The sequence below is a fragment of the Mesorhizobium sp. B3-1-6 genome (genome assembly GCF_006439555.1).
GTDB lineage: Bacteria > Pseudomonadota > Alphaproteobacteria > Rhizobiales > Rhizobiaceae > Mesorhizobium.
In genome coordinates, this window is sequence record NZ_VFTM01000029.1 from 1 (window position 1) to 22,829 (window position 22,829).

General features: G+C 65.6%; 18 protein-coding genes. 4 read left to right on the forward strand and 14 right to left on the reverse strand.

The window, feature by feature from the left end; all coding sequences use genetic code 11:
• Positions 1–76: 76 nt before the first annotated feature.
• Together deoC and FJ414_RS23445 are read right to left on the reverse strand one after the other, a co-directional pair.
• A complete protein-coding gene (deoC, locus tag FJ414_RS23440) occupies positions 77–1,132 on the reverse strand; it encodes a deoxyribose-phosphate aldolase (RefSeq protein ID WP_140646766.1) in 1,056 nt (351 codons plus the stop codon).
• Between the two features lie 428 nt (positions 1,133–1,560).
• Entirely contained in the window at positions 1,561–2,388 is an 828-nt protein-coding gene (locus FJ414_RS23445; protein WP_140646767.1) for a ferredoxin--NADP reductase, read from the reverse strand.
• A 222-nt stretch (positions 2,389–2,610) separates the two neighbouring features.
• On the opposite strand from FJ414_RS23445, the gene FJ414_RS23450 reads away from it, so the two are divergent.
• Positions 2,611–4,683 (forward strand): hydantoinase/oxoprolinase family protein, encoded by a 2,073-nt coding sequence (locus FJ414_RS23450; RefSeq protein WP_140646768.1) that lies wholly within the window; start codon positions 2,611–2,613, stop codon positions 4,681–4,683.
• A gap of 2 nt (positions 4,684–4,685) precedes the next feature.
• Positions 4,686–6,386 carry a hydantoinase B/oxoprolinase family protein gene (locus FJ414_RS23455; protein WP_140646769.1) on the forward strand — a complete coding sequence of 567 codons (1,701 nt, stop codon included), beginning with the start codon at positions 4,686–4,688 and terminating at the stop codon, positions 6,384–6,386.
• Between the two features lie 233 nt (positions 6,387–6,619).
• Here the strand turns inward: FJ414_RS23455 and FJ414_RS23465 are convergent, their stop codons facing one another.
• The 6 genes from FJ414_RS23465 to FJ414_RS23490 form a co-directional block, all read right to left on the reverse strand.
• Positions 6,620–7,081 carry a MarR family transcriptional regulator gene (locus FJ414_RS23465; protein ID WP_140646841.1) on the reverse strand — a complete coding sequence of 154 codons (462 nt, stop codon included), beginning with the start codon at positions 7,079–7,081 and terminating at the stop codon, positions 6,620–6,622.
• Positions 7,078–7,662: an amino acid synthesis family protein gene (locus FJ414_RS23470; RefSeq protein WP_140646770.1), complete on the reverse strand. Its 585-nt coding sequence runs from the start codon at positions 7,660–7,662 to the stop codon at positions 7,078–7,080. The genes FJ414_RS23465 and FJ414_RS23470 overlap by 4 nt, the downstream gene beginning before the upstream one ends.
• Positions 7,655–8,539: a UPF0280 family protein gene (locus FJ414_RS23475; protein ID WP_140646771.1), complete on the reverse strand. Its 885-nt coding sequence runs from the start codon at positions 8,537–8,539 to the stop codon at positions 7,655–7,657. The genes FJ414_RS23470 and FJ414_RS23475 overlap by 8 nt, the downstream gene beginning before the upstream one ends.
• A complete protein-coding gene (locus tag FJ414_RS23480) occupies positions 8,539–10,080 on the reverse strand; it encodes a 6-hydroxynicotinate reductase (protein ID WP_140646772.1) in 1,542 nt (513 codons plus the stop codon). Before FJ414_RS23480 ends, FJ414_RS23475 begins: the two co-directional genes overlap by 1 nt.
• Positions 10,077–12,824: a molybdopterin-dependent oxidoreductase gene (locus FJ414_RS23485; protein ID WP_181181696.1), complete on the reverse strand. Its 2,748-nt coding sequence runs from the start codon at positions 12,822–12,824 to the stop codon at positions 10,077–10,079. The genes FJ414_RS23480 and FJ414_RS23485 overlap by 4 nt, the downstream gene beginning before the upstream one ends.
• Positions 12,825–12,886: 62 nt before the next feature.
• Positions 12,887–13,744, reverse strand: coding sequence for a xanthine dehydrogenase family protein subunit M (locus FJ414_RS23490; RefSeq protein WP_140646774.1), 858 nt, complete (start codon positions 13,742–13,744; stop codon positions 12,887–12,889).
• A 290-nt stretch (positions 13,745–14,034) separates the two neighbouring features.
• Between FJ414_RS23490 and pncA the strand changes: the two genes are divergently transcribed.
• A complete protein-coding gene (pncA, locus tag FJ414_RS23495; protein WP_140646775.1) occupies positions 14,035–14,649 on the forward strand; it encodes a bifunctional nicotinamidase/pyrazinamidase in 615 nt (204 codons plus the stop codon).
• Between the two features lie 169 nt (positions 14,650–14,818).
• The gene (locus FJ414_RS23500; protein WP_140646776.1) at positions 14,819–16,243 is read left to right on the forward strand and encodes a sodium:proton antiporter; all 1,425 of its coding nucleotides are present in this window, start codon (positions 14,819–14,821) and stop codon (positions 16,241–16,243) included.
• 224 nt (positions 16,244–16,467) lie between these two features.
• On the opposite strand, the gene FJ414_RS23510 is transcribed toward FJ414_RS23500, so the two are convergent.
• From FJ414_RS23510 to FJ414_RS23540, 6 genes are all read right to left on the reverse strand, one after another.
• On the reverse strand, positions 16,468–17,196 hold the full coding sequence (locus FJ414_RS23510) for an ABC transporter ATP-binding protein (RefSeq protein WP_140646777.1): 729 nt from the start codon (positions 17,194–17,196) through the stop codon (positions 16,468–16,470).
• Complete coding sequence (locus tag FJ414_RS23515; protein WP_140646778.1) at positions 17,189–17,917, reverse strand: ABC transporter ATP-binding protein; 729 nt, start codon at positions 17,915–17,917, stop codon at positions 17,189–17,191. Before FJ414_RS23515 ends, FJ414_RS23510 begins: the two co-directional genes overlap by 8 nt.
• A complete protein-coding gene (locus FJ414_RS23520; protein WP_140646779.1) occupies positions 17,914–18,876 on the reverse strand; it encodes a branched-chain amino acid ABC transporter permease in 963 nt (320 codons plus the stop codon). Before FJ414_RS23520 ends, FJ414_RS23515 begins: the two co-directional genes overlap by 4 nt.
• Complete coding sequence (locus tag FJ414_RS23525; protein ID WP_140646780.1) at positions 18,873–19,754, reverse strand: branched-chain amino acid ABC transporter permease; 882 nt, start codon at positions 19,752–19,754, stop codon at positions 18,873–18,875. Before FJ414_RS23525 ends, FJ414_RS23520 begins: the two co-directional genes overlap by 4 nt.
• A gap of 218 nt (positions 19,755–19,972) precedes the next feature.
• Complete coding sequence (locus FJ414_RS23535; RefSeq protein WP_140646781.1) at positions 19,973–21,277, reverse strand: ABC transporter substrate-binding protein; 1,305 nt, start codon at positions 21,275–21,277, stop codon at positions 19,973–19,975.
• A gap of 155 nt (positions 21,278–21,432) precedes the next feature.
• A complete protein-coding gene (locus tag FJ414_RS23540) occupies positions 21,433–22,821 on the reverse strand; it encodes a hypothetical protein (RefSeq protein ID WP_246672486.1) in 1,389 nt (462 codons plus the stop codon).
• Positions 22,822–22,829: the final 8 nt, after the last annotated feature.

The window sequence follows — 22,829 nt, forward strand, 5'->3', positions numbered from 1 at the left end:
CCCCCCTTGTGGGGGAGATGTCCGGCAGGACAGAGGGGGGCGCGAAGGAACTCGGCGTTCAAGGGCTTCACTCGCCCTACGCCATCGCGTGGCGATGGTTGGCCGAATAGTGGCCGGTCAAATGATGCTCAAGCTGGCGTTCGATGTCGGTGAGCAGGCTTGAGGCGCCGAAGCGGAACAGGTCCGGTTCGAGCCACGGCCGGCCGAGCTCTTCCTTCATCAGCACCAGCCAGTCCAGCGAGACCTTGGCGGTGGAGATGCCGCCCGCCGGCTTGAAGCCGATCAGGTAGCCGGTCTCCTCGAAATAGGCGCGGATGGCGCGCACCATGGCAAGGCCGACGGGGAGCGTGGCGTTGACGCTTTCCTTGCCGGTCGACGTCTTGATGAAGTCCGCCCCTGCCATCATCGCCACCATGGAGGCAAGCATGACGTTGCGCAGCGTGGCGAGGTCGCCGGTGCCAAGGATGACCTTGAGATGCGCATCGCCGCAGGTAGCGCGCATGGCGACGATCTCGTTGAACAGTTCGCGCCATTTGGCGCCGTAGACCAGGCCGCGCGGGATGACGACGTCGATCTCGTCGGCGCCGTCCTTCACCGAGGCCTCGATCTCCTGCAGGCGGGTCGAGAGCGGCGCAAGGCCGTGCGGGAAAGCGGTCGAGACGGCGGCGACATGGACGCCGGTGCCGCGCACGGCGTCGACCGCGGTGGCGACGAAGGGATGGTAGACGCAGACCGCCGCCGGGCGGATGGTTTCGCCTGATATGCCCAGACCCTCGACGATATCCTTGCGTAGCGGATTGATCGCCTTGGCGCAGAGCCGGCGCACGCGCTCGTCGGTGTCGTTGGAGTTCAGCGTTGTCAGATCCATGCAGGCGATGGCCCGCAGCAGCCAGGCCGCCTGGTTGTCGGCCTTGATCGAGCGCCGCTTGGTCAACGTCGCGACGCGGAGCTCCAGCGCCGAGCGGTTGACGCTGTGCACCGATTCCAGGAAGCCGAGATCGAGCTTCATGCCGGGATTGCGGGCAATGCCGTGTTCCAGCGGCAGCGGCGTGTTGGCGGCGGCGCGTGCCGGCAGCGGCATCACCTTGGACGCACCTGCGCCTGCGCCGGCTTCGCGGATGGTGCTGCTCATCTCCTGCCCTTTCATTTCAGCGCCTTTGCGCTTTTATGCCTTCGTGGTGTCATTGGGCGACAGACACGAAGATAGCCCGCGAAGCGATGCTTCACGAGTCCTTCAAAGCGTCATAGCGGAAAAAGGCCGCTCAGGCAGCAGATTTTTGACCCTATGGTCAAAACATCATGCTGGGTAGGCGCTCCGGCGTTGGAGATTGGCGGCAACGCCCATCCCTTCGTCATACTCGGGCTTGACCCGAGTATCCATGCCGTGACCTCTGCCGCAGAGTGCAACGGTGCAGAATTCTGTAACCGCCGCAACGCCTTGGCGTAATGGCATGGATTCTAGGGTCTGCGCGCGTCGCTCCGCTCCTTGCTCCGCCCTAGAATGACGAAGCGCGAATAATCTCAAACGCCTCCAACAGAGCTGGCGGACCGCGATATGTCTCAGCCGACGAAGGCGCGCTCGACGACGAAGCTTGCCGGGTGGCTGAGCGAGCCTTCCTGGAAGCCGAGGCTCTCGGCGAGTTCCTTGACGTCCTTCAGCATATGCATCGAGCCGCAGATCATGATGCGGTCGGCCTCGGGATTGAGCTTGTCGATGCCGAGGTCGGAATAGAACTTGCCCGAGCCGATCAGCGCGGTGATGCGGCCCATGCGCGCCGACTCTTCCCGCGTCGTCGAATTGTAGAGCGTGACGCGGCCGCCGGTCAGCTCGCCGATCAGCGGGTCGCTTTCGAGCCCTGCGACCAGTTCCTGGCCGTAGATGAGCTCGGCATTGTCGCGGCAGGTGTGGGTGAGGATGACCTCGTCGAACTTCTCATAGGTATCGGGGTCGCGCAGCAGGCTGGCAAAGGGCGCGATGCCGGTGCCGGTCGAGATCATGACCACGCGCTTGGCGGGCGTCAACGCGTCGAGCACCAGCGTGCCGGTCGACTTCTGGCGCATGATGACGGTGTCGCCGACCTCAATCTTCTGCAGCTCGGAGGTCAGCGGACCGTCCGGCACCTTGATCGAGAAGAATTCGAGCTCGTCATCCCAGGCGGGGCTGGCGACCGAATAGGCGCGGAAGATCGGCTTCTCGGCATTGGGCAGGCCGATCATGACGAATTCGCCGGAGCGGAAACGCAGCGACTGCGGGCGGGTGATGCGGAAGGAGAACAGCCGGTCGGTGTAATGCTTCACCGACACCACGGTCTCGGCGTAGACATTGGCCGGGATCGGGAACTGCAGCGGCTTCGAGCCTGCGACGTTCAACGCGGATGTCGTGTTCATTCCAACCCAACTTTCCGGCCCAGATGGAACGCACTGGGCGCCAAACTTTTTCCTGCGCGCCCGAACGGTCAGGTTCCGGCGTGCTCCTCACACACTGCCAAGCGGTAAGCTCTTGTGTCGGGAATTTATTAGTATACAAATGATCTTCAGGTCAAGATGGCAGCGTAAAACGCCTTTCCAAACCAAGGCATATCCGTAGTTCTGGCATTTCGGGTTTCGGCAATGAGTGAGAAATTTTCGGCGCCGGCTGGAAGCGTCGTTGCCGGCATCGATGTCGGCGGGACCTTCACCGATCTGCTCTTGATCGACGGCAAGGCAGGCGGCAAGGTCCATATCGCCAAGACGCCGACCACGGTGGAGAACCAGGCCTTCGGCGTGGTCGCAGCGCTTGGCGCCACCGGTTTTCCGATCGACGGCATCGACCTCATCGTGCATGGCACGACGACCACCACCAACGCCGTGCTGGAGCGCCGGCTGGCGCGGACCGGCATGATCACCACGCGCGGCTTTCGCGACGTGATCGAACTTGGCCGCCGCACAAGGCCGCAGGCTTATGGCATGACGGGAACTTTCGTGCCGGTCATTCCCCGCGACCTTCGGCTCGAAGTGTCGGAGCGGGTCGAGGCGTCGGGCGCCGTGCGCATTCAACTCGACGAAGCCGAGATGCGCGATGCGGTGAAAAAGCTGCTCGACGCCGGCTGCGAATCGCTGGTCATCCATTTCCTGCACTCCTACGCCAACCCATCGCATGAGCGGCGGGCCGCCGCGATCGCGGCGGAGGCCTGGCCGAACGGCCACATCACCACCGGACATGCGCTGCTCTCGGAAGCGCGCGAGTTCGAGCGCGGCGTGACAGCGGCAGTCAACGCGTCGGTGCAGCCGATCCTGGAGCGCTATGTCGAGCGGCTGCGCAAGGAACTTGGCGCGAAGGGCTACGCCCGCGACTTCCTGATCATGAACGGCAATGGCGGCATGATCTCGGCCCGCTTCGTCACGCTGGAATCGGCCAAGACCGTGATGTCCGGTCCGGCCTCCGGCGTGATCGCCGCCGCCTATACGGGAAAACGCGCCGGCTTCGGCAACCTCGTCACCTACGACATGGGCGGCACATCGACCGACGTGGCGCTGATCCGCAACGCGGAACCCGCCGTGTCGAACGAGATCGAGATCGAATATGCGATGCCGATCCATGTGCCGATGGTGGCGGTGCACACGGTCGGCGCCGGCGGCGGCTCGATCGCGCGCGTCGACGCGGCCGGGCTGATCCAGATCGGCCCGGAAAGCGCGGGCGCCAATCCCGGCCCGATCTGCTACGGGCGCGGCGGCGTGGAACCGACCATCACCGACGCCAATCTGGTGCTCGGCCGCCTGGCGCCGAAGAAGCTGCTTGCGGTCGACAATCCGGTCACCGTCGAGCGCGTCACCTCGATCTTCGAGGACAAGATTGGCAAGCGCACCGGCCTTTCCGGCGTCGAAGCCGCCGGCGCGGTGCTGCGGCTCGGCAACATGAAGATGGCGGGCGCGATCCGCATGGTTTCGGTGTCGCGCGGCCACGACCCGCGCGATTTCGCGCTGTTCGCCTTCGGCGGCGCCGGGCCGCTGCATGCGACGGCGCTCGCCCGCGAACTCGGCCTGCCCAGGGTGCTGGTGCCGGCGCGCCCCGGCATCACAAACGCGCTCGGCTGCGTCGTCGCGGATCTGCGCCACGACTTCGTCAACACCATCAACCAGCCGGTGACGCTGCTCGACGAAGCGAAGCTTCGCGAGTTATTGGAACGGCACCGTGACGAAGGCGAGGCGCTGATCGCCAAGGAAGCGGTGAAGCCGGACGCGATCCGCGTCACGCATTCCGCCGACATGCAGTTCGTCGGCCAGACGCACATCATCAACGTGCCGCTGCCCTCCTCGTCGGTTTCACGAGAAACGCTGCAGCTTCTGTTCGAAAAGGCCTATTTCTCCCGTTTCAAGGTCGAACTGCCCGAAATCCGCGCCAACCTCGTCAACCTCAACACCTCGGTCACCGGCGTGCGGCCGCAGATCGACCTGTCGCGGCTGATCGACCCGGCAGGCCGCGGGGCAACGCTCGAGGAAGCGCGGCGCGAGATCCGGCCGGTCTGGTACGATGGGCGCTGGTACGACACACCGGTCTATGCGCGCGAAAAGCTGCCGCTCGACGCCGTGATCGAGGGGCCGGCGATTCTCGAACAGATGGACGCCACGACTGTGCTCGAACCCGGCGACCGGGCGTGCTCGGACGCGGACGGCAACATCATCATCGACATCGGCGAGGCCTGACAATGCCAGCGTTTGGGGCAAAACTCGACACGATCACGCTTTCGGTGCTGCAGGCTGCCCTGCAACAGGTCTGCGACGAGATGGACCTGACTTTCTCCCGCGCGGCCTTCTCGCCGGTCATCGCCGAAGCCAATGACCGCTCGGACGGCATTTATTCGGCGGTCGACGGCTCGCTGATCGCGCAAGGCAGCCAGGGCCTGCCGGTATTCGTCGGCGTGATGCAGTATTCCACCAAGACGGTGATCGAGATGATCGCCGACGGGCGGTGCCTGGCGCCGGATCCGGGCGACATCTACATCGTCAACGATCCCTATCTCGGCGGCACGCATCTGATGGACGTGCGCTTCGTCATGCCGGTCTATCGGGGTGGCAAGATCTTCTGCTGGCTTTCCAACACCGGTCATTGGCCGGATATCGGCGGCTCGGTGCCGGGCGGCTTTTCGGCCTCTGCCACCGCGGTCGAACAGGAAGGCTTGCGGCTGCCGCCGGTGAAACTGTTCAAGAAGGGCGCGCTCGATTCCGAGATCTACGCCATCATCTGCTCGAACATCCGGGTCGCCGACCAGCGTATCGGCGACATCCGCGCGCAGGCCGCCGCATTGCTGATCGGCCAGGACAGGTTCAATGAAATACTGGATCGTTACGGTGACGAAACCGTCGTCGAGGCGATCGCGGAACTGCGCCGCCGCGCCGCCGAGCAGATGCGCGCCTCGATCGCCGTCATACCAGACGGCGTTTATCGCTCGCAGGCCTTCGTCGATTCCGACGGCGTGGTGAACGAGCCGCTGACCATCGATCTCGCCGTCGAGAAGAAGGGCGACACGCTGACCTTCGACTTTGCCGGCTCATCGAAGCCTTGCGCCGGGCCGATGAACAGCGTGCTGGCGACGACCTTGTCGTCCGTCTATCTCGCCATGCGCCATATCTTCCCGGAAGTGCCGATCAGCGCCGGCGCCTTCGAGCCGCTCATCGTCAAGCGGCCGGAAGGCACATTCCTCGACGCAAAATACCCGCGGCCCGTATCAGGCTGCGCGGCGGAAGTGTCGCAACGCATCGCCGAAGCGGTGTTCGCGGCCATGGTGCAGGCGCTGCCGGAAAAGGTGACGGCGGCGCCCGCCGGCTCCAGCGGCAATTTCGCGCTCGGCGGCAACGATCCGGCGCGCGGTCGCGACTATGTCATGTACCAGATCTCCGGCGGCGGCTATGGCGGCAATGCCGGCCATGACGGACTGAGCAATGGCTGCTCGACCATCGGCATCTCGAAGTCGCCGCCGGTCGAGATCATGGAGCAGGCTTTTCCGGTGCTCTACCGCCACTACGCGCTGCGTGAAGGCTCCGGCGGCGCGGGCAAGCATCGCGGCGGCTTCGGGCTTGCCTACGAGGTGGAGATATTGCGCGGCGAGGCGCGTGCGTCCTTCGTCATGGACCATGGCCGCTTCGGGCCGCAGGGCGCGCTCGGCGGCAAGGATGGCGCGCCAAACAGCGTGACTGTGTTCCGGAACGGCGAAGCGCATGTGCCACCGCATCTTTCCAAGGAGCAGGACATCGCGCTCAAGGCCGGCGACCGCGTGCGTGTGGGCACGCCAGGCGGCGGCGGCTATGGCGATCCGCGCGAGCGCGACCCCAAGCAGGTCGCCGAGGATGTCAGGCTTGGTTACTATACGGCCGAGCAGGCTAGGGAGATGTTCGGGGTGGACTTGTAGGGGGACGGGCGTGGCATTAGGCCAAACGCCCGGGTCGAGTTCCCGCCAACCCCCCTCTGCCCTGCCGGGCATCTCCCCCGCAAGGGGGGAGATCGGCCGTCACCTTCGCTTTCGCCAATCGCCAACGCTGCAGGACGAGCGCCGGCGTTCGAACTGCTAATCTCCCCCCTTGCGGGGGAGATGGCCGGCAGGCCAGAGGGGGGTGCTGTCCCTCCAGCGTCGAAAGCAACCCTTCACGCCAGCTTCGCCAGCAGCCGCAAAAAGGTTGCGGTCTCCTTGGCCGTCAGCGGCGCCAGCGTTTCCTCTGTAATCGTGCGGGCAAGCGGGATCAGACGCTCGATCGCCTCGCGGCCTTGCGGCGTCAAATTGACCAGCAGCCGCCTTTTGTCGACCTCGTGCTTGGAAACCTCGACCAGACCGCGCGCCTTCAGCCGGTCGATGACGCCTTTCACGGTGGCGGCGTCCATGGCGATCAGCGTTCCGAGCTGGTTCTGCGAGGTTTCGCCGATATCGTAGAGCTTGGCGAGCGCCGCGAATTGCGGCGGCGTCAGGTCGCCGATATGCGAGGCGAAGAGCGCGACGTGGCGCTGATGCGCCTTGCGCAGGATGAAGCCGACCTGGTCCTGCAGATGGTAGTTGTTCTCGTCGCCGTCTTCGGCCTCGACCAGCCGCAGCAGATTGTCCTCGCCGCTCATCTTAAACCGTCCCATGCCTTGATGTCCTGCGCAGCCAGGCCACCCATGCGGTTGTGGACGCGCGGGCCGCAGGTCATGGCGAGGCAGAACAGGATCTCGTCGGGACGCGGGCCGTCGCTGATGCCGACTTCCATGGCATCGAAATGGCTGCGCACATAGGCGGCGTTGATGTGGCCGAGCGGCACGTCGAGCCGCGAGCCGAAGGCGCCGACCTTCTTGGCCGACGGCACGATGGCCTTGGCGTCGCCCAATCGCTCGCGCATGGCGTAGCCGCCGGGCACGTGCCACAGCGCACCGTGCTCCAATTCGCCGGCGGAGCCGACGATGGCGCCCTTGCCGTAGCCGTCGATCTTCTTCACGTCGCCGCCGAGCGCCGCGATCAGCCTGTCGGAGAGCAGAAGCCCGAGCGGCTTCAGGTCTTCCATCGCGCCTTGCAGGTCCTCGACATAGCGGCCGGCGAAGGGGTTCTTGACCACGGCGAGAGCCGCCGCGCGAAGGCGGGGCTCTTTCGCCACCGGGCCGCCATCGTGAAAAATCTCCTCGGTCAGAACCGCGACCTTGCGGATCGGAAAGTCAGGCATGGGCAGTTTCCTTCGCTTTATGTTTGTTGGGCGCGGCGAGCGCCACCGAACCACTGATGCGGGCCTCGCCCGCCAGAAACAGCGCCGATGCGGCGATCAGGCCGCGCCGGCGAAAATCTTCGGCGACGGCAAGGCCGTTGTCCAGCGCGCGCGCAACCTCGGCGGGCGCGAGCGCGCCGACGCTTTGCGTCACCAGCATCTCACCGAGATCGCTGTCCGGCGCCAGGTCGCGCGCCGCGGCGCGGGCGATGGCAGGGTGACCGGGAAGATCGACGGCGTTGGCAATCAACGTCGCCGCCGCGTCGGCCTCGGCGCCGGTCGGGGCGAGAACGGTAACGGCGTCGGCGATCCCGAATGAAAACGAGCGCCCGCGCCAACCACTGGTGGCAATGCCGCGCACGCCGTCCTGAGCGCGAATAGTGACGCGATCGGCCATGCGACTGCCGGGGCCGGCAATGGCCACGGTCATCGACTGGCTTCTGCCGAGATGGAGGGCGCAATCGCCGCCATTGTTGACGTAAGCGCGATCGAGCCGGCGGCCGGCGAGCATTGAGCCAAGAATTTCGTCGGCTACCGAACCGGCAACGGCGGCCATCGGGGTGATGAAGCATTCCGCCAATGACGTGACGGCTGCTTCCATGCGGCGCGCCGTAGGGCCGGCAAAACTGCGGGGCGCCAGGAAGAATGCAGGAAGCCGCAATTCGGGCAGCTCTTCGACCACCTCGATCAGGATCGTCTGAAAGCGGGCGACTGCCTGTTCGTAAGCGGCGCGGCGTTCATCCGCTTCGCCAAAGGCCTCGACGACCAGGTCGATCGGCCCATGGTTGAGATGGAGCCGCCTGCCGTCGGCAAGCCAATGCGCCTGTGGGCCGTTCATCAGCCGGCACCATTCGCCGCTGAACGCCGCAGCTGCGCCAGCGGCGGCCAGGGATTGCCGGCCGGCGCGCCGGTGTTGTTGCGCGGGTTGAGGTATTCGCCGCCCTTGGCGAGGATGTCCTCGACGCTGCGGATCTCGTTTTCGTAGCCGCCGAGCCTGACATAGTCGTCGCGGCGCATGGTGAACTCGATCGGCGCCACCAGCGCCGGCGTCGGCACATAGCCGAAGGCGCCTTCCGGCACGCGGGTGACGTCGACCATCAGCGTGATGCCGCCGCCCGGCCAGACATAGACGGGCGCGCCGCCGACGGTCACATAGGTCTTCAGGCCCTGCACCGAGCGGGTCAGGTTGACCGGGTTCTCGGTGACGCCGGCGCGCAGCGAGCCGCCGGCGCCGCCGATGAAGAGAACCGTGCACAAAGCCGGTTCGCAATTGTCCTCGATCAGGCCGACGGACTTTTGCAGCCGTTCCGGGAACGGCTTTTCGACCGGCTTCAGTTCGTCGTCGAGCTCGTAATAGGCGAATTGCTCGCCGGTGGTCGACACCATCAGCAGCGACAGGCCCGGACGCGCGCCTTTCTTGGCATTCCAGTCGCCGAGGATCGACAATGGGTCTGAAATCGTGGTGCCGCCCCAGCCGAGCCCGGGCTCGGACACCTTGAAGTAGCGGCCGGGCGTCGAGCGGCGGCCGATGATCTTGATGCCGGTGTCCTCCCAGCCCAGCACCTTGCCGGCCTGATGCTCGGAGACGACGCCGGTGATGTGGTCGTCGACCACCACCACTTCGTCGACCAACCCGCGCCATTGCGTGGCGAACATGCCGATGGTGGCCGAGCCGCAGCCTACGCGCATGCGGTGCTCGACCTTGCCGTCGATGACCGGCGGTTTGCCGGCTTCGACGATCACCGTCGCGCCGCCGTCAATGGTGAGTTCGACCGGCCTCCTGTTGCAGAGGTCGAGCAGCGCATCGCAGGTGGCGCGGCCTTCGGCCTTGGAGCCGCCGGTAAGGTGATGCACGCCGCCGAGCGACAGCATCTGCGAGCCGTATTCGCCGGTCGTGACATGGCCGATCGCTTCGCCTTCCGAGCGCACGATCGCCGTCTCGTCGCCGATATGACGATCGGTGTCGATCTTCACCTTGACGCCGCAATAGGAGAAGATGCCCTCGGTGACGACGGTGACGAGATCGACGCCCTCGACTTCCTGGCTGACGATGAAGGGGGCCGGCTTGTAATCGGGATAGGTGGTGCCGGCGCCGATGGCCGTCACGAAGCGATGGCCGGTGTTGACCAGCTCGCCGTTCCAGGCCTCGCCCTCGGCGACGAACGGCACGACCGCGCCGCCGGTTTCGGCCGCGTGGTCGAGAATGGTCAGCGGGTCCATGCGCACGATGCGGCCGCCGACATTGCCGTAGCGGTCGCAGGCGCCGGTGCGGCTGTCGGCGATGTAGCACATGACCGGACAGGCATCGCAGCGGATCTTCTCCGCCACCTGCTTCTCGCCGGGATCGTGGGTTTCGAAACGTTCGGCAAGCTCGCTCATCGGCGCGCCTCCTTCTCGCGGATCGCCGCAAGGATGCGGCTCGGCGTCGCCGGCACCTTGGTGACCAGGACGCCGGTGGCATGGCGGATGGCGTTGAGGATCGCCGGCGCGGTCGGGATCAGCACATGCTCGCCAAGGCCCTTGGCGCCGAAGGGTCCCTCCGGATCCGGAACCTCGACCAATATGTGCTCCACGGGCGGCACGTCGCCGATGGTAGGGATGAGGTAATCGTGCAGGTTCTCGGTGCGTCCGGGGATATATTCCTCCATCAGCGCCATGCCGATGCCCTGCGCGATGCCGCCTTCGATCTGGCCCTCGACCAGCACCGGGTTGATCGCCTTGCCGACGTCATGCGCGGCGGTGATCCTGATCAGCTTCACCGTGCCGAGCTTGAGGTCGACCTCGAGCTCGGCGATCTGCGCGCCATAGCCATAGACGGCATAGGGCTTGCCCTGGCCCTTGGCGTCGAGCGGCAGCGTCGGCGGATCGTAGGTTTCCTCGGCGACGAACACCAGGCCGTCGGCATCGGCCTTGAGTGCTGCGAGGTCGATGCGCCGCGCGGCATCGCCTTCGCGGATGGAGATGCTGGCATCGTCGAGCGCGATCGTCGCCTGGCCGGAGACATTGGCGAAGCGCAGGATTTTCTCGCGCAATGCGCGGCCTGCCTTCTCCGCCGCCTTGCCGGTGACAAAAGTCTGGCGCGAGGCCGATGTCTTGCCGGCGTCGGGCGTGATAGCGGTATCGGCGCTCTTCAGCTTGAACCTGCCCAGCGGCAGGCCGAGCGCGTCGGCGCAGATCTGCGTGATGACCGTGTTGGAGCCCTGGCCGATATCGACCGCGCCCTGATGCAGGACGACGTCGCCGGAGGCCGAGATGCCGACCTTGATGGTCGAGGGATTGGGCAGCGAAGTATTGCCGCAGCCATACCAGCAGGAGGCGATGCCAACGCCGCGCTTGCTTGCGCTATGGATCGCATTGAACGCCTCCGCGTCCGCCAGCGCGCGCGCCCAATGCGGTTGAAGCTGCTCCAGGCATTCGCCGATGCCGACGCCCGACTCGAGGCGCTGGCCGGTGACCGTTTCGCAGCCGTCACGCAGGCAATTCCTTAGCCGGAAGTCCAGCCGATCGATGCCCAGCTTGCCGGCAAGCTCGTCATAGAGCGTCTCCTGCATGATCGTCGACTGGGGGACGCCAAAGCCGCGGAAGGCCCCCGCGATCGGGCCGTTGGTGTGGATGGCATAGCCGGCCGCCCGGTAGTTCGGCGTGAGATAGGGGCCGGAGGCATGCACCGGCACGCGGTTGGCGACCGTCGGCCCCCAGCTGGCATAGGCGCCGGTGTTGAAATCGCCCTCGAAGACCATGCCGGTGACGCGGCCTTCGGCATCGGCGCCGATGGTCGCCTTCATCTCGGCCGGATGGCGCTTGGTGGTCGACATCATCGATTCATTGCGCGTGTAGGCGAGCGCCGCCGGCCGTCCCGTCTTCATCGCCACAAGGCCGATGAGAGGTTGCAGCGAGACATCGAGTTTCGAGCCGAAGCCGCCGCCGGTGGCGGTTGGAACGATGCGCACTTTGTCGACGGCAAGGCCCAGCACCTTGGCCGTCTCGTCGCGGTCCATATAGGGCGCCTGAGTACAAGCAACGACGACCAGCGTGTCGCCGTCCACATAAGCATAGCCGGCTTCCGGCTCGATATAGGCATGCTCGACAAAAGAAGTCTCGATGGCGCCCGACACGGTGGCAGCGGAAGCTGCCAGCGCTCCCTCAGGATCGCCGCGTTCGACCAGGCCGGAGGTGAGCAGGTTCGCCGGCCGGTGGCCGTGGATCAGCGCGGCACCCTTGGCCTTCGCCTCGGCGGGCTGCAGCATATGCGGCAGTTCCGTCCATCCGATCGGAAAATCCGTCAGGTCGAGATCGAGGATCGCCTCGCGCTCGCCCGCCACCAGGGCCACGGCCTCGCCGCGCAGACGGACAAAACCCTCGGCCAACGCCGGCTGGTCGGCGAAGGGACCGATGACGCCGAAGCAGTTGTGGCCTGGGATGTCGGCCGCCGTGAAGACGCCGGCAATGCCGAGATGCGCTTTCGTCCAGGCATCGAGATCACCGAAGCTGAAGCGGGCATGATAGTGCGGCGAGCGCACCACAAGCACCGACAATGCGTCGGCCGGAAAGGAGTCTCCACCGAACATCTCGTCGCCCGTGACTTTCGGCACGCCGTCGAGGCGGATGGGAGAGGCGCCGACGGCGTGGCCCACTTCCGGGAGGCGAAGATCGATGCCGTTCATATGCCGCGAGGCGCCCATCACCGCCGCGACGATCTTCCTGTAGCCGGTGCAGCGGCAGAGCACGCCGCCCAGCGCATCCTGCGTCTCGGTCTCGCTTGGCGTGGGGTTGCGTTCCAAAAGCGCGGTGGCCGCGACCAACAGGCCGGGCGTGCAAATGCCGCATTGCGCGGCGCCGTGTTCGAGGAAGGAGGCCTGCAAGGCGGACAGCCGGCCATTGGCAAGGCCTTCGACGGTGGTGACGGAAGCGCCGACCACGGAGGCCGCCGGCATCAGGCAGGCGCAAACCGGATTGCCGTCGACCAGCACGGTGCAGGCGCCGCAATCGCCGGCATCGCAGCCGACCTTGGTGCCGGTCAGCCGCAACTCGTCGCGCAAGACCTGCGACAGCCGCCTGACCGGCGGCACGGATACGCTGACAGCCGCGCCGTTGACCTCGAAGGCAATCTCGGCGCGCTCCATGCCGGACCGGGCCATGGCGGATTGGGCCATGCCGGATTTGGCAGCGCCGGACTGGGTCATGCTCATGCGGCCACCTTGCCTTCGCCGTGATCGATCGCAGCGCGCACCGCGCGGGCTACGATCTCGCGCGCGGCATCCTGTCGGTATTCCGCGCTGCCACGCACATCGGCGATCGGCGACAGTTCGTCGATCGGCGCGGATAGCACCGCATCGGCAAGGGCAGAAGTAACTGGCTGCCCGCGCAACGCCGCCTCGACGCCGGCGAGACGACGGGCAACGGCAGAGCAGGCGCCGACGGCGATCGCCGCATCGGCGACGACGCCATTCTCGACCACCAGCCGCGCCGCCGCCATCGCGATCGAGATGACGAGATAGCGCCGGGCGCCGAGCTTGACGAAGGCCGAGGCGCCGACGGCGGAGCGCTTCGGCACGCGAATGGCGGTGACCATCTCGCCCGGCTGCAGGGCGGTGCGGCGATTGCCGAGGATGAATTCACCGAGCGGAAGATGGCGGACGGCTGTGGCCGAGCGCAGTTCGACGTCGGCTTCGAGCGCCAGCAATGCCGGCACGCCGTCGGCCGCAGGCGAGGCATTGCAGAGATTGCCGGCTACCGAGGCAACATTCTGGATTTGGACCGAGCCGACCTCGCGCGCGGCGGCCTTCAGCGCGTCGAACGCCGTCGGCAGCGGATGGCGGACAACGTCCGTCCAGGTGGTGCGGGCGCCGATGCGCCAATGATCGTCGGCCTCGGCGATGCCGCGCAGTTGGGCGAGACCATTGATGTCGAGGATGTTGTCGCGGAAGGGTTTGGCGCCCTGCGTCGGATAGAAATCGGTGCCGCCGGCCAGAATGCGCCAGCGGTCCTCGCCAAGCAAAGCGAGCGCCTCGTCGACCGTGGTGGGTTTCGCGTAACGGATCACGCTCTGCCTTCCAGACAATTGGGCCTTTCCGAAAGGGGCCTTCCCCTGGCCCTCCGAAGTGCCTGCTTCGGGTCTTCCCGCCGGCATGCGCACCGATCAAATTTCATTCGTATGCAAATGATATCAGGCCGGCGGCAATTGTCAAAGCCAGAGTTGGCGCCGCGAACACCTGAACGCGATTGTTATGGCGCCGGAGGTTGACGCCGCCGGCCATCTGGTCAAGGTTCCGTGTCCGGTCGCGTCAGCGGCTTTTGGACTGGAGCCCCCAAGCTGAAACGAGAGGGAACCGCATGGCCGAAGAAGCGCTCATCGTCATCGACCTGCAGAATGATTTTTGCCCCGGCGGCGCGCTGGCGGTTGCCGGCGGCGACGAGATCGTGCCTTTGGTCAACGACCTGATCCGGCGCAGCGAGCATGTGATCCTGACTCAGGACTGGCACCCCGCCGGCCATTCGAGCTTCGCCTCCAGCCATCCCGGCAAGCAGGCTTTCGAAACCATGGAGATGCCCTATGGGCCGCAGACGCTTTGGCCGGACCATTGCATCCAGGGCAGTCTCGGTTCCGATTTCCATTCCGGGCTCGCCTGGACCAAGGCCGAGCTGGTGATCCGCAAGGGGTTCCGCACCGCGATCGACTCCTACTCGGCCTTCTTCGAGAACGACCATACGACGCCGACCGGCCTTGCCGGCTACCTGAAGGAGCGCAGCATCGACACGATCACGCTTGTCGGGCTTGCTACGGATTTCTGCGTCGCCTTCTCCGCCCTCGACGCGGTGAAGCAAGGATTCAAGACGACGGTGCGGCTCGACGCCTGCCGCGGCATCGATCTCAACGGCTCCGTCGAGGCGATGCTGGGGCGGATGCGCGAGGCCGGCGTGACGCTCGACGATCATCTGTCGGACTGACCGGACTGTGGGGAAGGCCCCCCTCACCCGGATTGCCCACCGAATTGCGAAGGGCAATTCGGTGCAATCCGACCTCTCCCCGAGGGGAGAGGAGGTCGCCGGTATGCGCCGCCGGATTGCGGGTTCCCCCTTCTCCCCTTGTGGGAGAGGGTGTCGCCGACGGCGAGGGATGAAGGAGCTTTTTCCATACTTCACCGCGCTCGCCATCGCGATGCTGTTTCCAGCACAGGCGCTGGCCGCCGAAATCCACGAACTGCCCGGCGCCGCGATGTCGCTGTGGTGGGGCCTGCCCTTTGCCGGCCTGCTCTTGTCGATCGCGACCGGGCCGCTGCTCTTCCCGCATGTGTGGGAACATCACTACGGCAAGATCGCCGCTGCCTGGGCCGTGCTGGCGGTCGTGCCGCTGGCGGTGGCCTTCGGCCTTGCTTCGGCAGGCGACGCGGTGCTGCACACGCTGCTTACCGAATATCTGTCCTTCATCATCCTGTTGTTCGCGCTCTACACGATTTCGGGCGGCATTCTGCTTGCCGGCAACATCCACGGCACCCCGCTGGTCAACGCCGGGCTGCTGCTGATCGGCGCGATGCTCGCCTCGGTCATCGGCACGACCGGCGCTTCGATGATCCTGATCCGGCCGATGCTGCGCGCCAATGACAACCGGCCGTTCAACGCTCATGTGGTGATCTTCTTCATCTTCCTGGTTTCCAACATCGGCGGCTCGCTGACGCCGCTCGGCGATCCGCCTTTGTTCGTCGGCTTCCTGCGCGGCGTCGACTTCTTCTGGACGACCGCAAATCTGTGGCGGGAGACGTTGTTCGTCGGCGGTGTCGTGCTCGCCGTGTTCCTGGCGCTCGATATCGTGCTGCATCGCCGCGAGGGCGGCATGCAGAAGATCAAGGATCCCACTCCGGACACGAAGGTGCGTCTGCGCGGCCTGGCCAACCTGCCGCTGCTGGCCGGGGTTATCGGCGCCATCCTGCTTTCGGCCGCGTGGAGGCCCGGCGTCAGCTTTTCCGTCCTGGGCATCAGCCTCGAACTGCAGAACCTCGCGCGCGACGCCATCATCCTGGCGCTGGCGTGGCTGTCACTTCGCGTCTCGTACAAGAGCCACAGGGAAGCCAACGGCTTCACCTGGGGGCCGATCGCCGAAGTGGCGAAATTGTTTGCCGGCATTTTCGTCTGCATCGTGCCGGTCATCGCCATCCTCAGGGCCGGCCACGACGGCGCGCTGGCGCCGCTGGTCGCGCTGGTCACGTCGGCGGATGGCCAGCCTAACAACCTTGCCTATTTCTGGCTGACCGGGGGGCTGTCGTCCTTCCTCGACAACGCGCCGACCTATCTGGTGTTCTTCGAGCTCGCCGGCGGCGACGCCCGGCATTTGATGACGGAGGCTGCCTCGACGCTTGCGGCGATCTCGGCCGGCGCCGTGTTCATGGGCGCCAATACCTATATCGGCAACGCGCCGAACTTCATGGTCTATGCCATCGCCCGGCATCGCGGCGTGAAGATGCCCGGCTTCTTCGGCTATATGGCGTGGTCGGGTGCGGTGCTGATCCCGACGTTCTTGATCGCCGGGTTTTTGTTTTTTCGATGAGCTGAGCTACTCAATTTCCACCGTCGGCGCTGCCCCTCATCTGGCTACCGCCATCTTCTCCCGTGAACGGGGAGAAGGGAGCTGACATCGCCGATTTCGCCAATCACCAACGTTGCAGAATGACCGCCGAGGTCGCGGCCAGCTTCTTTCTCCCCGTTCACGGGGCAGGGCAATGAGGGGCAGCGCAGCGGCCGATAGTCTTGGTACGAACGCGCATTCAGCGCTTATCCCACACCGACATACCGCCGCACCGCCGACGGATCGGCGCGCAATTCCTCGACATCGACCGTCTCGCGGTTGCGGCCGTTCTCGATGAACGAGACGCGATCGGCGACCGAGAGCACGGCGTCGACGCGCTGCTCGACCAGGATGGTCGAGACGCCAAGATCGCGCAGCTTCGCCACCGTCTCGCGGATTTTGGCGATCATCGACGGCATCAGCCCTTCGGTCGGCTCGTCGAGCAGCAGCACCTGCGGTTCGAGGCAGAGCGCGCGGGCCATGGCCAGCATCTGCTGTTCGCCGCCGGAGAGCGTGCCGGAGCGCTGCTTCAGCCGTTCGCGCAGCAGCGGGAAGAGGTCCAGCACGTTTTCCCGCACGACCTTGCCCTTGCCGCGCGCCATCAGGCCGATCTCGATGTTTTCCGCCACCGTCATCTCGGCGAACAATCGCCTGCCCTGCGGCACATAGGCGACGCCGGCCTTCGGCACGTCATGCGCGGCGAGCCCGGTCAATTCCTTGCCGTCCAGTTTGATCGAGCCGCCGGCCGGCGGGACCAGGCCCATGATCGCCTTCAGCGTCGTCGTCTTGCCGGCGCCGTTGCGGCCGAACAGGCACAGCACCTCGCCCTTGTTGAGCACGAGGTCGAGGCCGTAGAGCACCTGCACCTCGCCATAGAAGCAGTCGAGGCCGGAAATGGCGAGCAGGCCTGTGTCGGCCATGAGGGGCTCAGCCATGGGTCGCTCCGAGATAGGCATCCTGCACCTCGGCGTTGGCGCGGATCTGCTCCGGCGTGCCTTCGGCGAGGATCTTTCCCGAATTGAAGACGGTGATGCGGTCGGCAAGCTGCATGACCACCGGCATGTTGTGCTCGATCAGAAGCACGGTGGCGTCCTTGGCGATCTCGTGCACCAGCGTGATGAAATTGTCGATCTCGGCGTCGGCCAGGCCTTGCGTCGGCTCGTCGAGGATGAGCAGGCGCGGTTTCAGCGACAGTCCCATCGCCACTTCGAGCAGGCGTTGGTGGCCGTAGGAGAGCTGTCCCGCCAGCGTGCCGGCGCGGTCGGCCAGGCCCGTGCGCTCCAGCGCCGACATCACGCCGGCCCTGACCGCGCCCCTGGAGCGGCCATCCGTCAGCGTGCGCTGCACCGGCAACGCGACATTGTCGAAGGCGGTGAGGTTGGCAAAGACGCTGGTGATCTGAAAGGTGTAGGCGACGCCGAGGCGGACCCTGGCATAGGCCGGCAGGCTGGTGATGTCGCTACCGTCGAAGACGATCATGCCCGACGACGGCTGGATGCGGCCCGAGAGCAGGCTGACGAAAGTGGTCTTGCCGGCGCCGTTGGGTCCGATGATGGCGCGGATCTCGCCCGGCATCAGCGCGAAGTCGACGCCGTCGACGGCGCGAAGACCGCCGAAGTTGCGCGACAGGCCCTTGGTGGTGAGCAGCGGCATCATGGCAGCCACCCCAGCCAGCGCTGGCGGATGCTGCCCATAATGCCCTTCGGAGCAAACAGGACGAGCAGGATGAGCGCCACGCCGACGATCAGGAGATAGGCGGAGGTGAAGCCGCTGGTGATGTCGGTGACGTAATACATGAACAGCGTGCCGATGAGCGGCCCGAGCGTGGTCGCGGCACCCCCCAGCAGCACCCAGAGCAGCGGCAGGATCGAATATTGGACGCCGGCGAAGCTCGATCCGACATAACCGAACAGCAGCGCATAGGCGGCGCCCGACGCCGCGCAGATGGCGCCTGAGGCCACGACGGCCGCGAGCTTGTTGGCGACCGTGTCGTAGCCAAGCATCTTTGTCCGCTCCTCGTTCTCGCGGATGGCGACCAGCACGCGGCCGAAGCGGGAGCGGACGACGGCAAGGGTGATGAGCAGCACGACCGCGAACAGCGCCAGCGCGCTCATATAACGAACGGTCGGATCGGTCAGGTCGAGGGAGGTGCCGCCGATCGAAAACACCCGCGATGCCTGCTGGATGACCAGGCCCTGGTCGCCGCCGGTCCAGGCGGCGAAATAGAGGATGAGCAGGTAGAAAACCTGGGCGAACATCATGGTGACGATCATGAACGCCACACCCGAGGTGCGCAGCGCCAGCAGGCCGATGACCAGAGCGAGCAGCGCGCCGCAGACGACTCCGGCAACGAAGGCTTCGGGTACACCCCAGCCGAGATGATAGACGGTCAAGCCCGCGCCGTAGAGGCCGGCCGAGAAGAACATGGCGTGGCCGAGGCTGAGCAGGCCGACATAGCCGAAGAGCAGATTGTAGCCCATGGCGAAGACGGCCAGCGTCATGATGCGGGCGGACAGGCCCTGGTGATAGTCCGGCAGGATGAAGTTCAGCGCGAAGAGAAGCGCGATGACGCCGATATGCAGGGCGTAGGCCTTTGTCGGCGAAGCATCCCTCATCGCGGCGTGGTCCCGAACAGGCCCTGCGGCCGGAACACCAGCACCATGGCGACCACCAGCGTGGCGATGATCTTGGCGAGCGTCGGCGAGAAGAACATCGAGATGATGCCGTCGGAGAGGCCGATCAGGACGGCGGCGACCACAGTGCCGCGCAGCGAGCCGAGTCCGCCGATGATGACGACGATGAAGGAAAGCAGCAGCGGGTCCTGCCCCATCAGGTAATGCGCCTGGCTGATCGGCACGATCAGCACCGCGGCGATCGCCGCCAGCATGGCGCCGACGGCGAAGACGCCGGCATAGACGCGCTCGACCGGGATGCCGAAGGCCTGCGCCGTCTCGCGGTCATATTGGGTGGCGCGCATGATCAGGCCGATCTTCGTTCGCGTCAGCACCAGCCAGGTGATCACCAGCAGGATGGCGGAAGCGGCAACCACGGAGAGCTTGTAGCCGGAATAGCCGAACCACGGCAAAAGGATGCGGTAGCTGAAGGGCGGCTCGACCGGTCGCGCCTCGGGGCCATAGAAGGTCAACGCCAGTTGCTGGATGATGTAGAGCATGCCGATGGTAGCGACGATGGTGCCTTCGGGATTGTAGTTGAGCCGGCGCAGCACCAGGCGTTCGGCGACGAGCGCAACCAGCCCGACCAGCACGGGCGCGATCACCAGCGCGGCCACGAAACCGATCGCCGGGTGGCCCGAGATCGCCGTCGAGACCGCCCAGGCCAGCACCGCGCCCAGCATGAAGAACTCGCCATGGGCGACGTTGACGACGCGCATGACGCCGAACACCAGCGAAAGGCCGAGCGCCGTCAGCGCCAATACGGCGGAGGTGACGAGGCCTTCGAGGGCGGCGAGGAGGAGATGGGGTCCGAAGTGCATATGCTAAGCACCAACGGATGCGCGAGGCACCCCCCTCTGCCCTGCCGGGCATCTCCCCCGCAAGGGGGGAGATTGGCCTTCACCTAAGGCTTCGCCAATCGCCAAAGGAAGAAAATAGGCGCTGCCGCACGAACTGCTGATCTCCCCCCTTGCGGGGGAGATGGCCGGCAGGCCAGAGGGGGGTGCCTTGGCGCTCACGTGTGCAGGAGCAGCTAAGCTCACAGCGCCTGCGTCGTGTAATCCCCTTCCGGCTCGTAGAGGCCCTCCTCGATCTTGGTCTTGTGCACGACCTTGAGCTTGCCGCCTTCGACCTTGGAGATGTTCTGGATGCCGAAGCACTGGTGGATCTTGCCGTTGAAGGTCTTTGGACCCTGGGGATGCTCCGGCCCCTCGGCGAATTCCTTCAGCGCCTCGGTCGCCTCGACCAGCTTGGCGCGGTCCTCCGGTCCCTTGTAGCCGGCGTCTTCCATCGCCTTCTTGACGACATAGAGCGTTTCCCAGCAGCCGAACATGTGGGCGGCGGTGGAGACGTCCTTGGGGTCGCCGACGGCGGCGCCATTGTCGTCGATGCCGACGGCGGCGCGATAGGCCTTCTGCGCGGCCGAGTCATCGGCCTGCGCGTAACGCGGCGAGCCCTCCCAGAAATGGCTGCCGTCGAGGAATTCGAGGCCAGGGCTGTTGATGTCGACGGCCTCGAGCGAATCGATGAAGCCGAAGAGCTGCGGTCGCTGCGAACCGTAGAACTCGCCAAGCTCCTTGACGAAGGTGAGCACGGCCGGGCCGACCATGACATGATAGATCACCTCGGTCTCGGCCGGGATCTGCGGGAAGTATTTGGTGAAGGAGCTCTCCGTCGGCGGGATGGCGATCTGCGCGATCACGTCGGCGCCCTGCGCCTTCAGCGCCGGCGGCAGGTAGTCGCGGTGGTCATAGCCGAAGGCGAAGTCGGGGAAGATCTGCGTCACCTTCTTGCCGGCGTTCGCCGCGATCCATGGCGCCATCGACTGGATTTGGCTTTTCACGTCGGTGATGCCGGGCTGGAAGACGTAGCGGTTGAGCTTGGTCGAGGCGACGTGATGACCTTCGCTGACCACGAAATAGGGGATCTTGTTTTCCCCGGCGGCGGGCGCCGAGCCGATCACGACATGCGAGAACAAAGTGCCGAAGACGATGTCGGTCTTGTGCTGCTTGGCGAACTTGGCCACCACTTCGGCGCCGCGCGCCGGGTCGGTGCCGTCATCCTCGATGACCAGCTCGACCTGGCGGCCGCCGATGCCGCCGGCATCGTTGATCGCCTTGACGGCGGCGGCGCTGGTCTTCTCGTACCAGCGGCCATAGGCGGCGCCGATGCCGGTGCGGTGCGACTGGAAGCCTATTCTGATCGGCGCCGAGCTCTGCGCCTGGCTGTAGCGGACGAAGCCGGGCGCCAGCGCCAGGCCGGCGCCGGCGGCGATGCCCTTCAGCGCGGTGCGGCGGGATAGTGTGGTTTTCGAGAGGTCGAAAAATCCGTTCTTGTCGGCCATGTCGGTTCCCCTGTTTTTTCAGTCTTGACCAGCGATAAGGCGGCTAAACCATCCCGTTCTGGAGGATGGGAAAATTGCATGTGTACAAACTAAATCACCAAAGCTTTGGCCTGGCAAGCGAGCTTTACCCGACGGCACCGGAGCGCGCCCTTGTGTCATCCGGCGGTCGGCGTGGCAAGCAACCACAAGCCGAAGATCGTGTAGGCGATCATCAACAGTGTGAGCGGGAGTTGGCTGAGCGCGGCTCGCGATGGCTGCGGGTGGAGACGCCAGGCAAGGCCATGCGCGACGAGCACGGCCAGCACATGGCCGGCGATGATGACGCCTGCCTGAAGATTCCACAGCCACCAGGCCGACTGAGCGCCGGCGACGACGCCTGCCTCGACCATCATGTCGGCGGTGCCGAACAGGTTCCAGCCGAGCGCGAAGGGATCGGAGAGAGCGACCAGGGCGTACTGGCCGTCAACCAGCAGCACTGTGAGGTAATGCGCGATGTGGTAGGCAAGCGCGATCGGCACGATCGACCAGACCAGCAGGCCGGCGGCTTTTCCGAACGACTGCACATCGGCGGCGAGGCGTTGGCCGAGAAAGACGGCCAGCGCGAACGCCGCCGCAAGCAGGATGAAGGTCAGGACGAGGCCAAAGCTGCCGATGCCGATCAACGCGGTGCGGCCGGGAAATTCCAGCGGGTTGATGCCGAACTGAGCGAGCCAGAAGAAGGTTTTCGACAGGCCGTCAAAGGATACCGAGGACAGGGCCAGGAGGAGAAAGGCGGTGCCGCTTAGTGGCAGCGGCTCAGCGGCGAGCAGCTTGGCGCCGGGCCAGCAGAGCGAGAGCCGGCCTTCGTCATGCTCGAAAGGTGCGAAGCGGGCGACCATGGAGAAGAAGACGGTCAGGAATTCGCCCCGTTTGCTCCAGCCGTCGTAGCCGACGATGAGCATGGCGATGAAGCTGACCAGCCAATAGATGCCGGCGGCGCATGCCAATCGCGCGGGATCGTCGGGCGCGGGATCGATCAGCTCGAACCAGGCGAAGGCAAAGAACAGCACGAAGGCCGGCCAGTAGCTGAGCCATGACGGCAGGCCTGACCGCTTTGCATCGCCCGCATGAATGCCGAAGACACGAGAGGCGACGCGCCACGGCCCGTACCACGGGTTGAACCATGACCAGAGGTTGCCGAGCACGCCCTGCAGCAGCGTGAATCCGGCCCAAAGCAGCGTCCAGACCACCAGCGGCAGCGGGTTTGAGAGCGGGTCCCGGCTACCGAAAAGGCCGGCGGCGATGAGAAGTGTGAAGCCGGCAAAGGAAATCAGGCTGACGATGACGCGCGGGCGGTGGCTGAGGGTGAGGAGCGACAGACGCTTGCGCCAGAAATTGTCGAGGGCGGCGGGCGGCAGCAGCGCCAGGACGAGGAAGCTGACGGCCACGGCAAGCGCGCCGCCGGCGAGGTAGTAGCCGGTGGGTAGCAGCAGGACAGAGGGGGGTGGGCGGGAACTCAACGTTTCAGGATTATTGGCGTCAGGTGGTGATCCAGGCATGGACATCACCGATG

What these genes read in the sequence shown, in the direction of transcription:
- FJ414_RS23475 (WP_140646771.1), bottom strand. Translation starts at nt 8,539, where the DNA reads ATGAACGGCCCACAGGCGCATTGGCTTGCCGACGGCAGGCGGCTCCAT.
- FJ414_RS23480 (WP_140646772.1), bottom strand. Translation starts at nt 10,080, where the DNA reads ATGAGCGAGCTTGCCGAACGTTTCGAAACCCACGATCCCGGCGAGAAG.
- FJ414_RS23500 (WP_140646776.1), top strand. Translation starts at nt 14,819, where the DNA reads ATGAAGGAGCTTTTTCCATACTTCACCGCGCTCGCCATCGCGATGCTG.
- FJ414_RS23465 (WP_140646841.1), bottom strand. Translation starts at nt 7,081, where the DNA reads ATGAGCGGCGAGGACAATCTGCTGCGGCTGGTCGAGGCCGAAGACGGC.
- pncA (WP_140646775.1), top strand. Translation starts at nt 14,035, where the DNA reads ATGGCCGAAGAAGCGCTCATCGTCATCGACCTGCAGAATGATTTTTGC.
- FJ414_RS23445 (WP_140646767.1), bottom strand. Translation starts at nt 2,388, where the DNA reads ATGAACACGACATCCGCGTTGAACGTCGCAGGCTCGAAGCCGCTGCAG.
- FJ414_RS23470 (WP_140646770.1), bottom strand. Translation starts at nt 7,662, where the DNA reads ATGCCTGACTTTCCGATCCGCAAGGTCGCGGTTCTGACCGAGGAGATT.
- FJ414_RS23540 (WP_246672486.1), bottom strand. Translation starts at nt 22,821, where the DNA reads ATGTCCATGCCTGGATCACCACCTGACGCCAATAATCCTGAAACGTTG.
- FJ414_RS23525 (WP_140646780.1), bottom strand. Translation starts at nt 19,754, where the DNA reads ATGCACTTCGGACCCCATCTCCTCCTCGCCGCCCTCGAAGGCCTCGTC.
- FJ414_RS23485 (WP_181181696.1), bottom strand. Translation starts at nt 12,824, where the DNA reads ATGGAGCGCGCCGAGATTGCCTTCGAGGTCAACGGCGCGGCTGTCAGC.
- FJ414_RS23535 (WP_140646781.1), bottom strand. Translation starts at nt 21,277, where the DNA reads ATGGCCGACAAGAACGGATTTTTCGACCTCTCGAAAACCACACTATCC.
- FJ414_RS23520 (WP_140646779.1), bottom strand. Translation starts at nt 18,876, where the DNA reads ATGAGGGATGCTTCGCCGACAAAGGCCTACGCCCTGCATATCGGCGTC.
- FJ414_RS23510 (WP_140646777.1), bottom strand. Translation starts at nt 17,196, where the DNA reads ATGGCTGAGCCCCTCATGGCCGACACAGGCCTGCTCGCCATTTCCGGC.
- FJ414_RS23455 (WP_140646769.1), top strand. Translation starts at nt 4,686, where the DNA reads ATGCCAGCGTTTGGGGCAAAACTCGACACGATCACGCTTTCGGTGCTG.
- FJ414_RS23515 (WP_140646778.1), bottom strand. Translation starts at nt 17,917, where the DNA reads ATGATGCCGCTGCTCACCACCAAGGGCCTGTCGCGCAACTTCGGCGGT.
- FJ414_RS23450 (WP_140646768.1), top strand. Translation starts at nt 2,611, where the DNA reads ATGAGTGAGAAATTTTCGGCGCCGGCTGGAAGCGTCGTTGCCGGCATC.
- deoC (WP_140646766.1), bottom strand. Translation starts at nt 1,132, where the DNA reads ATGAGCAGCACCATCCGCGAAGCCGGCGCAGGCGCAGGTGCGTCCAAG.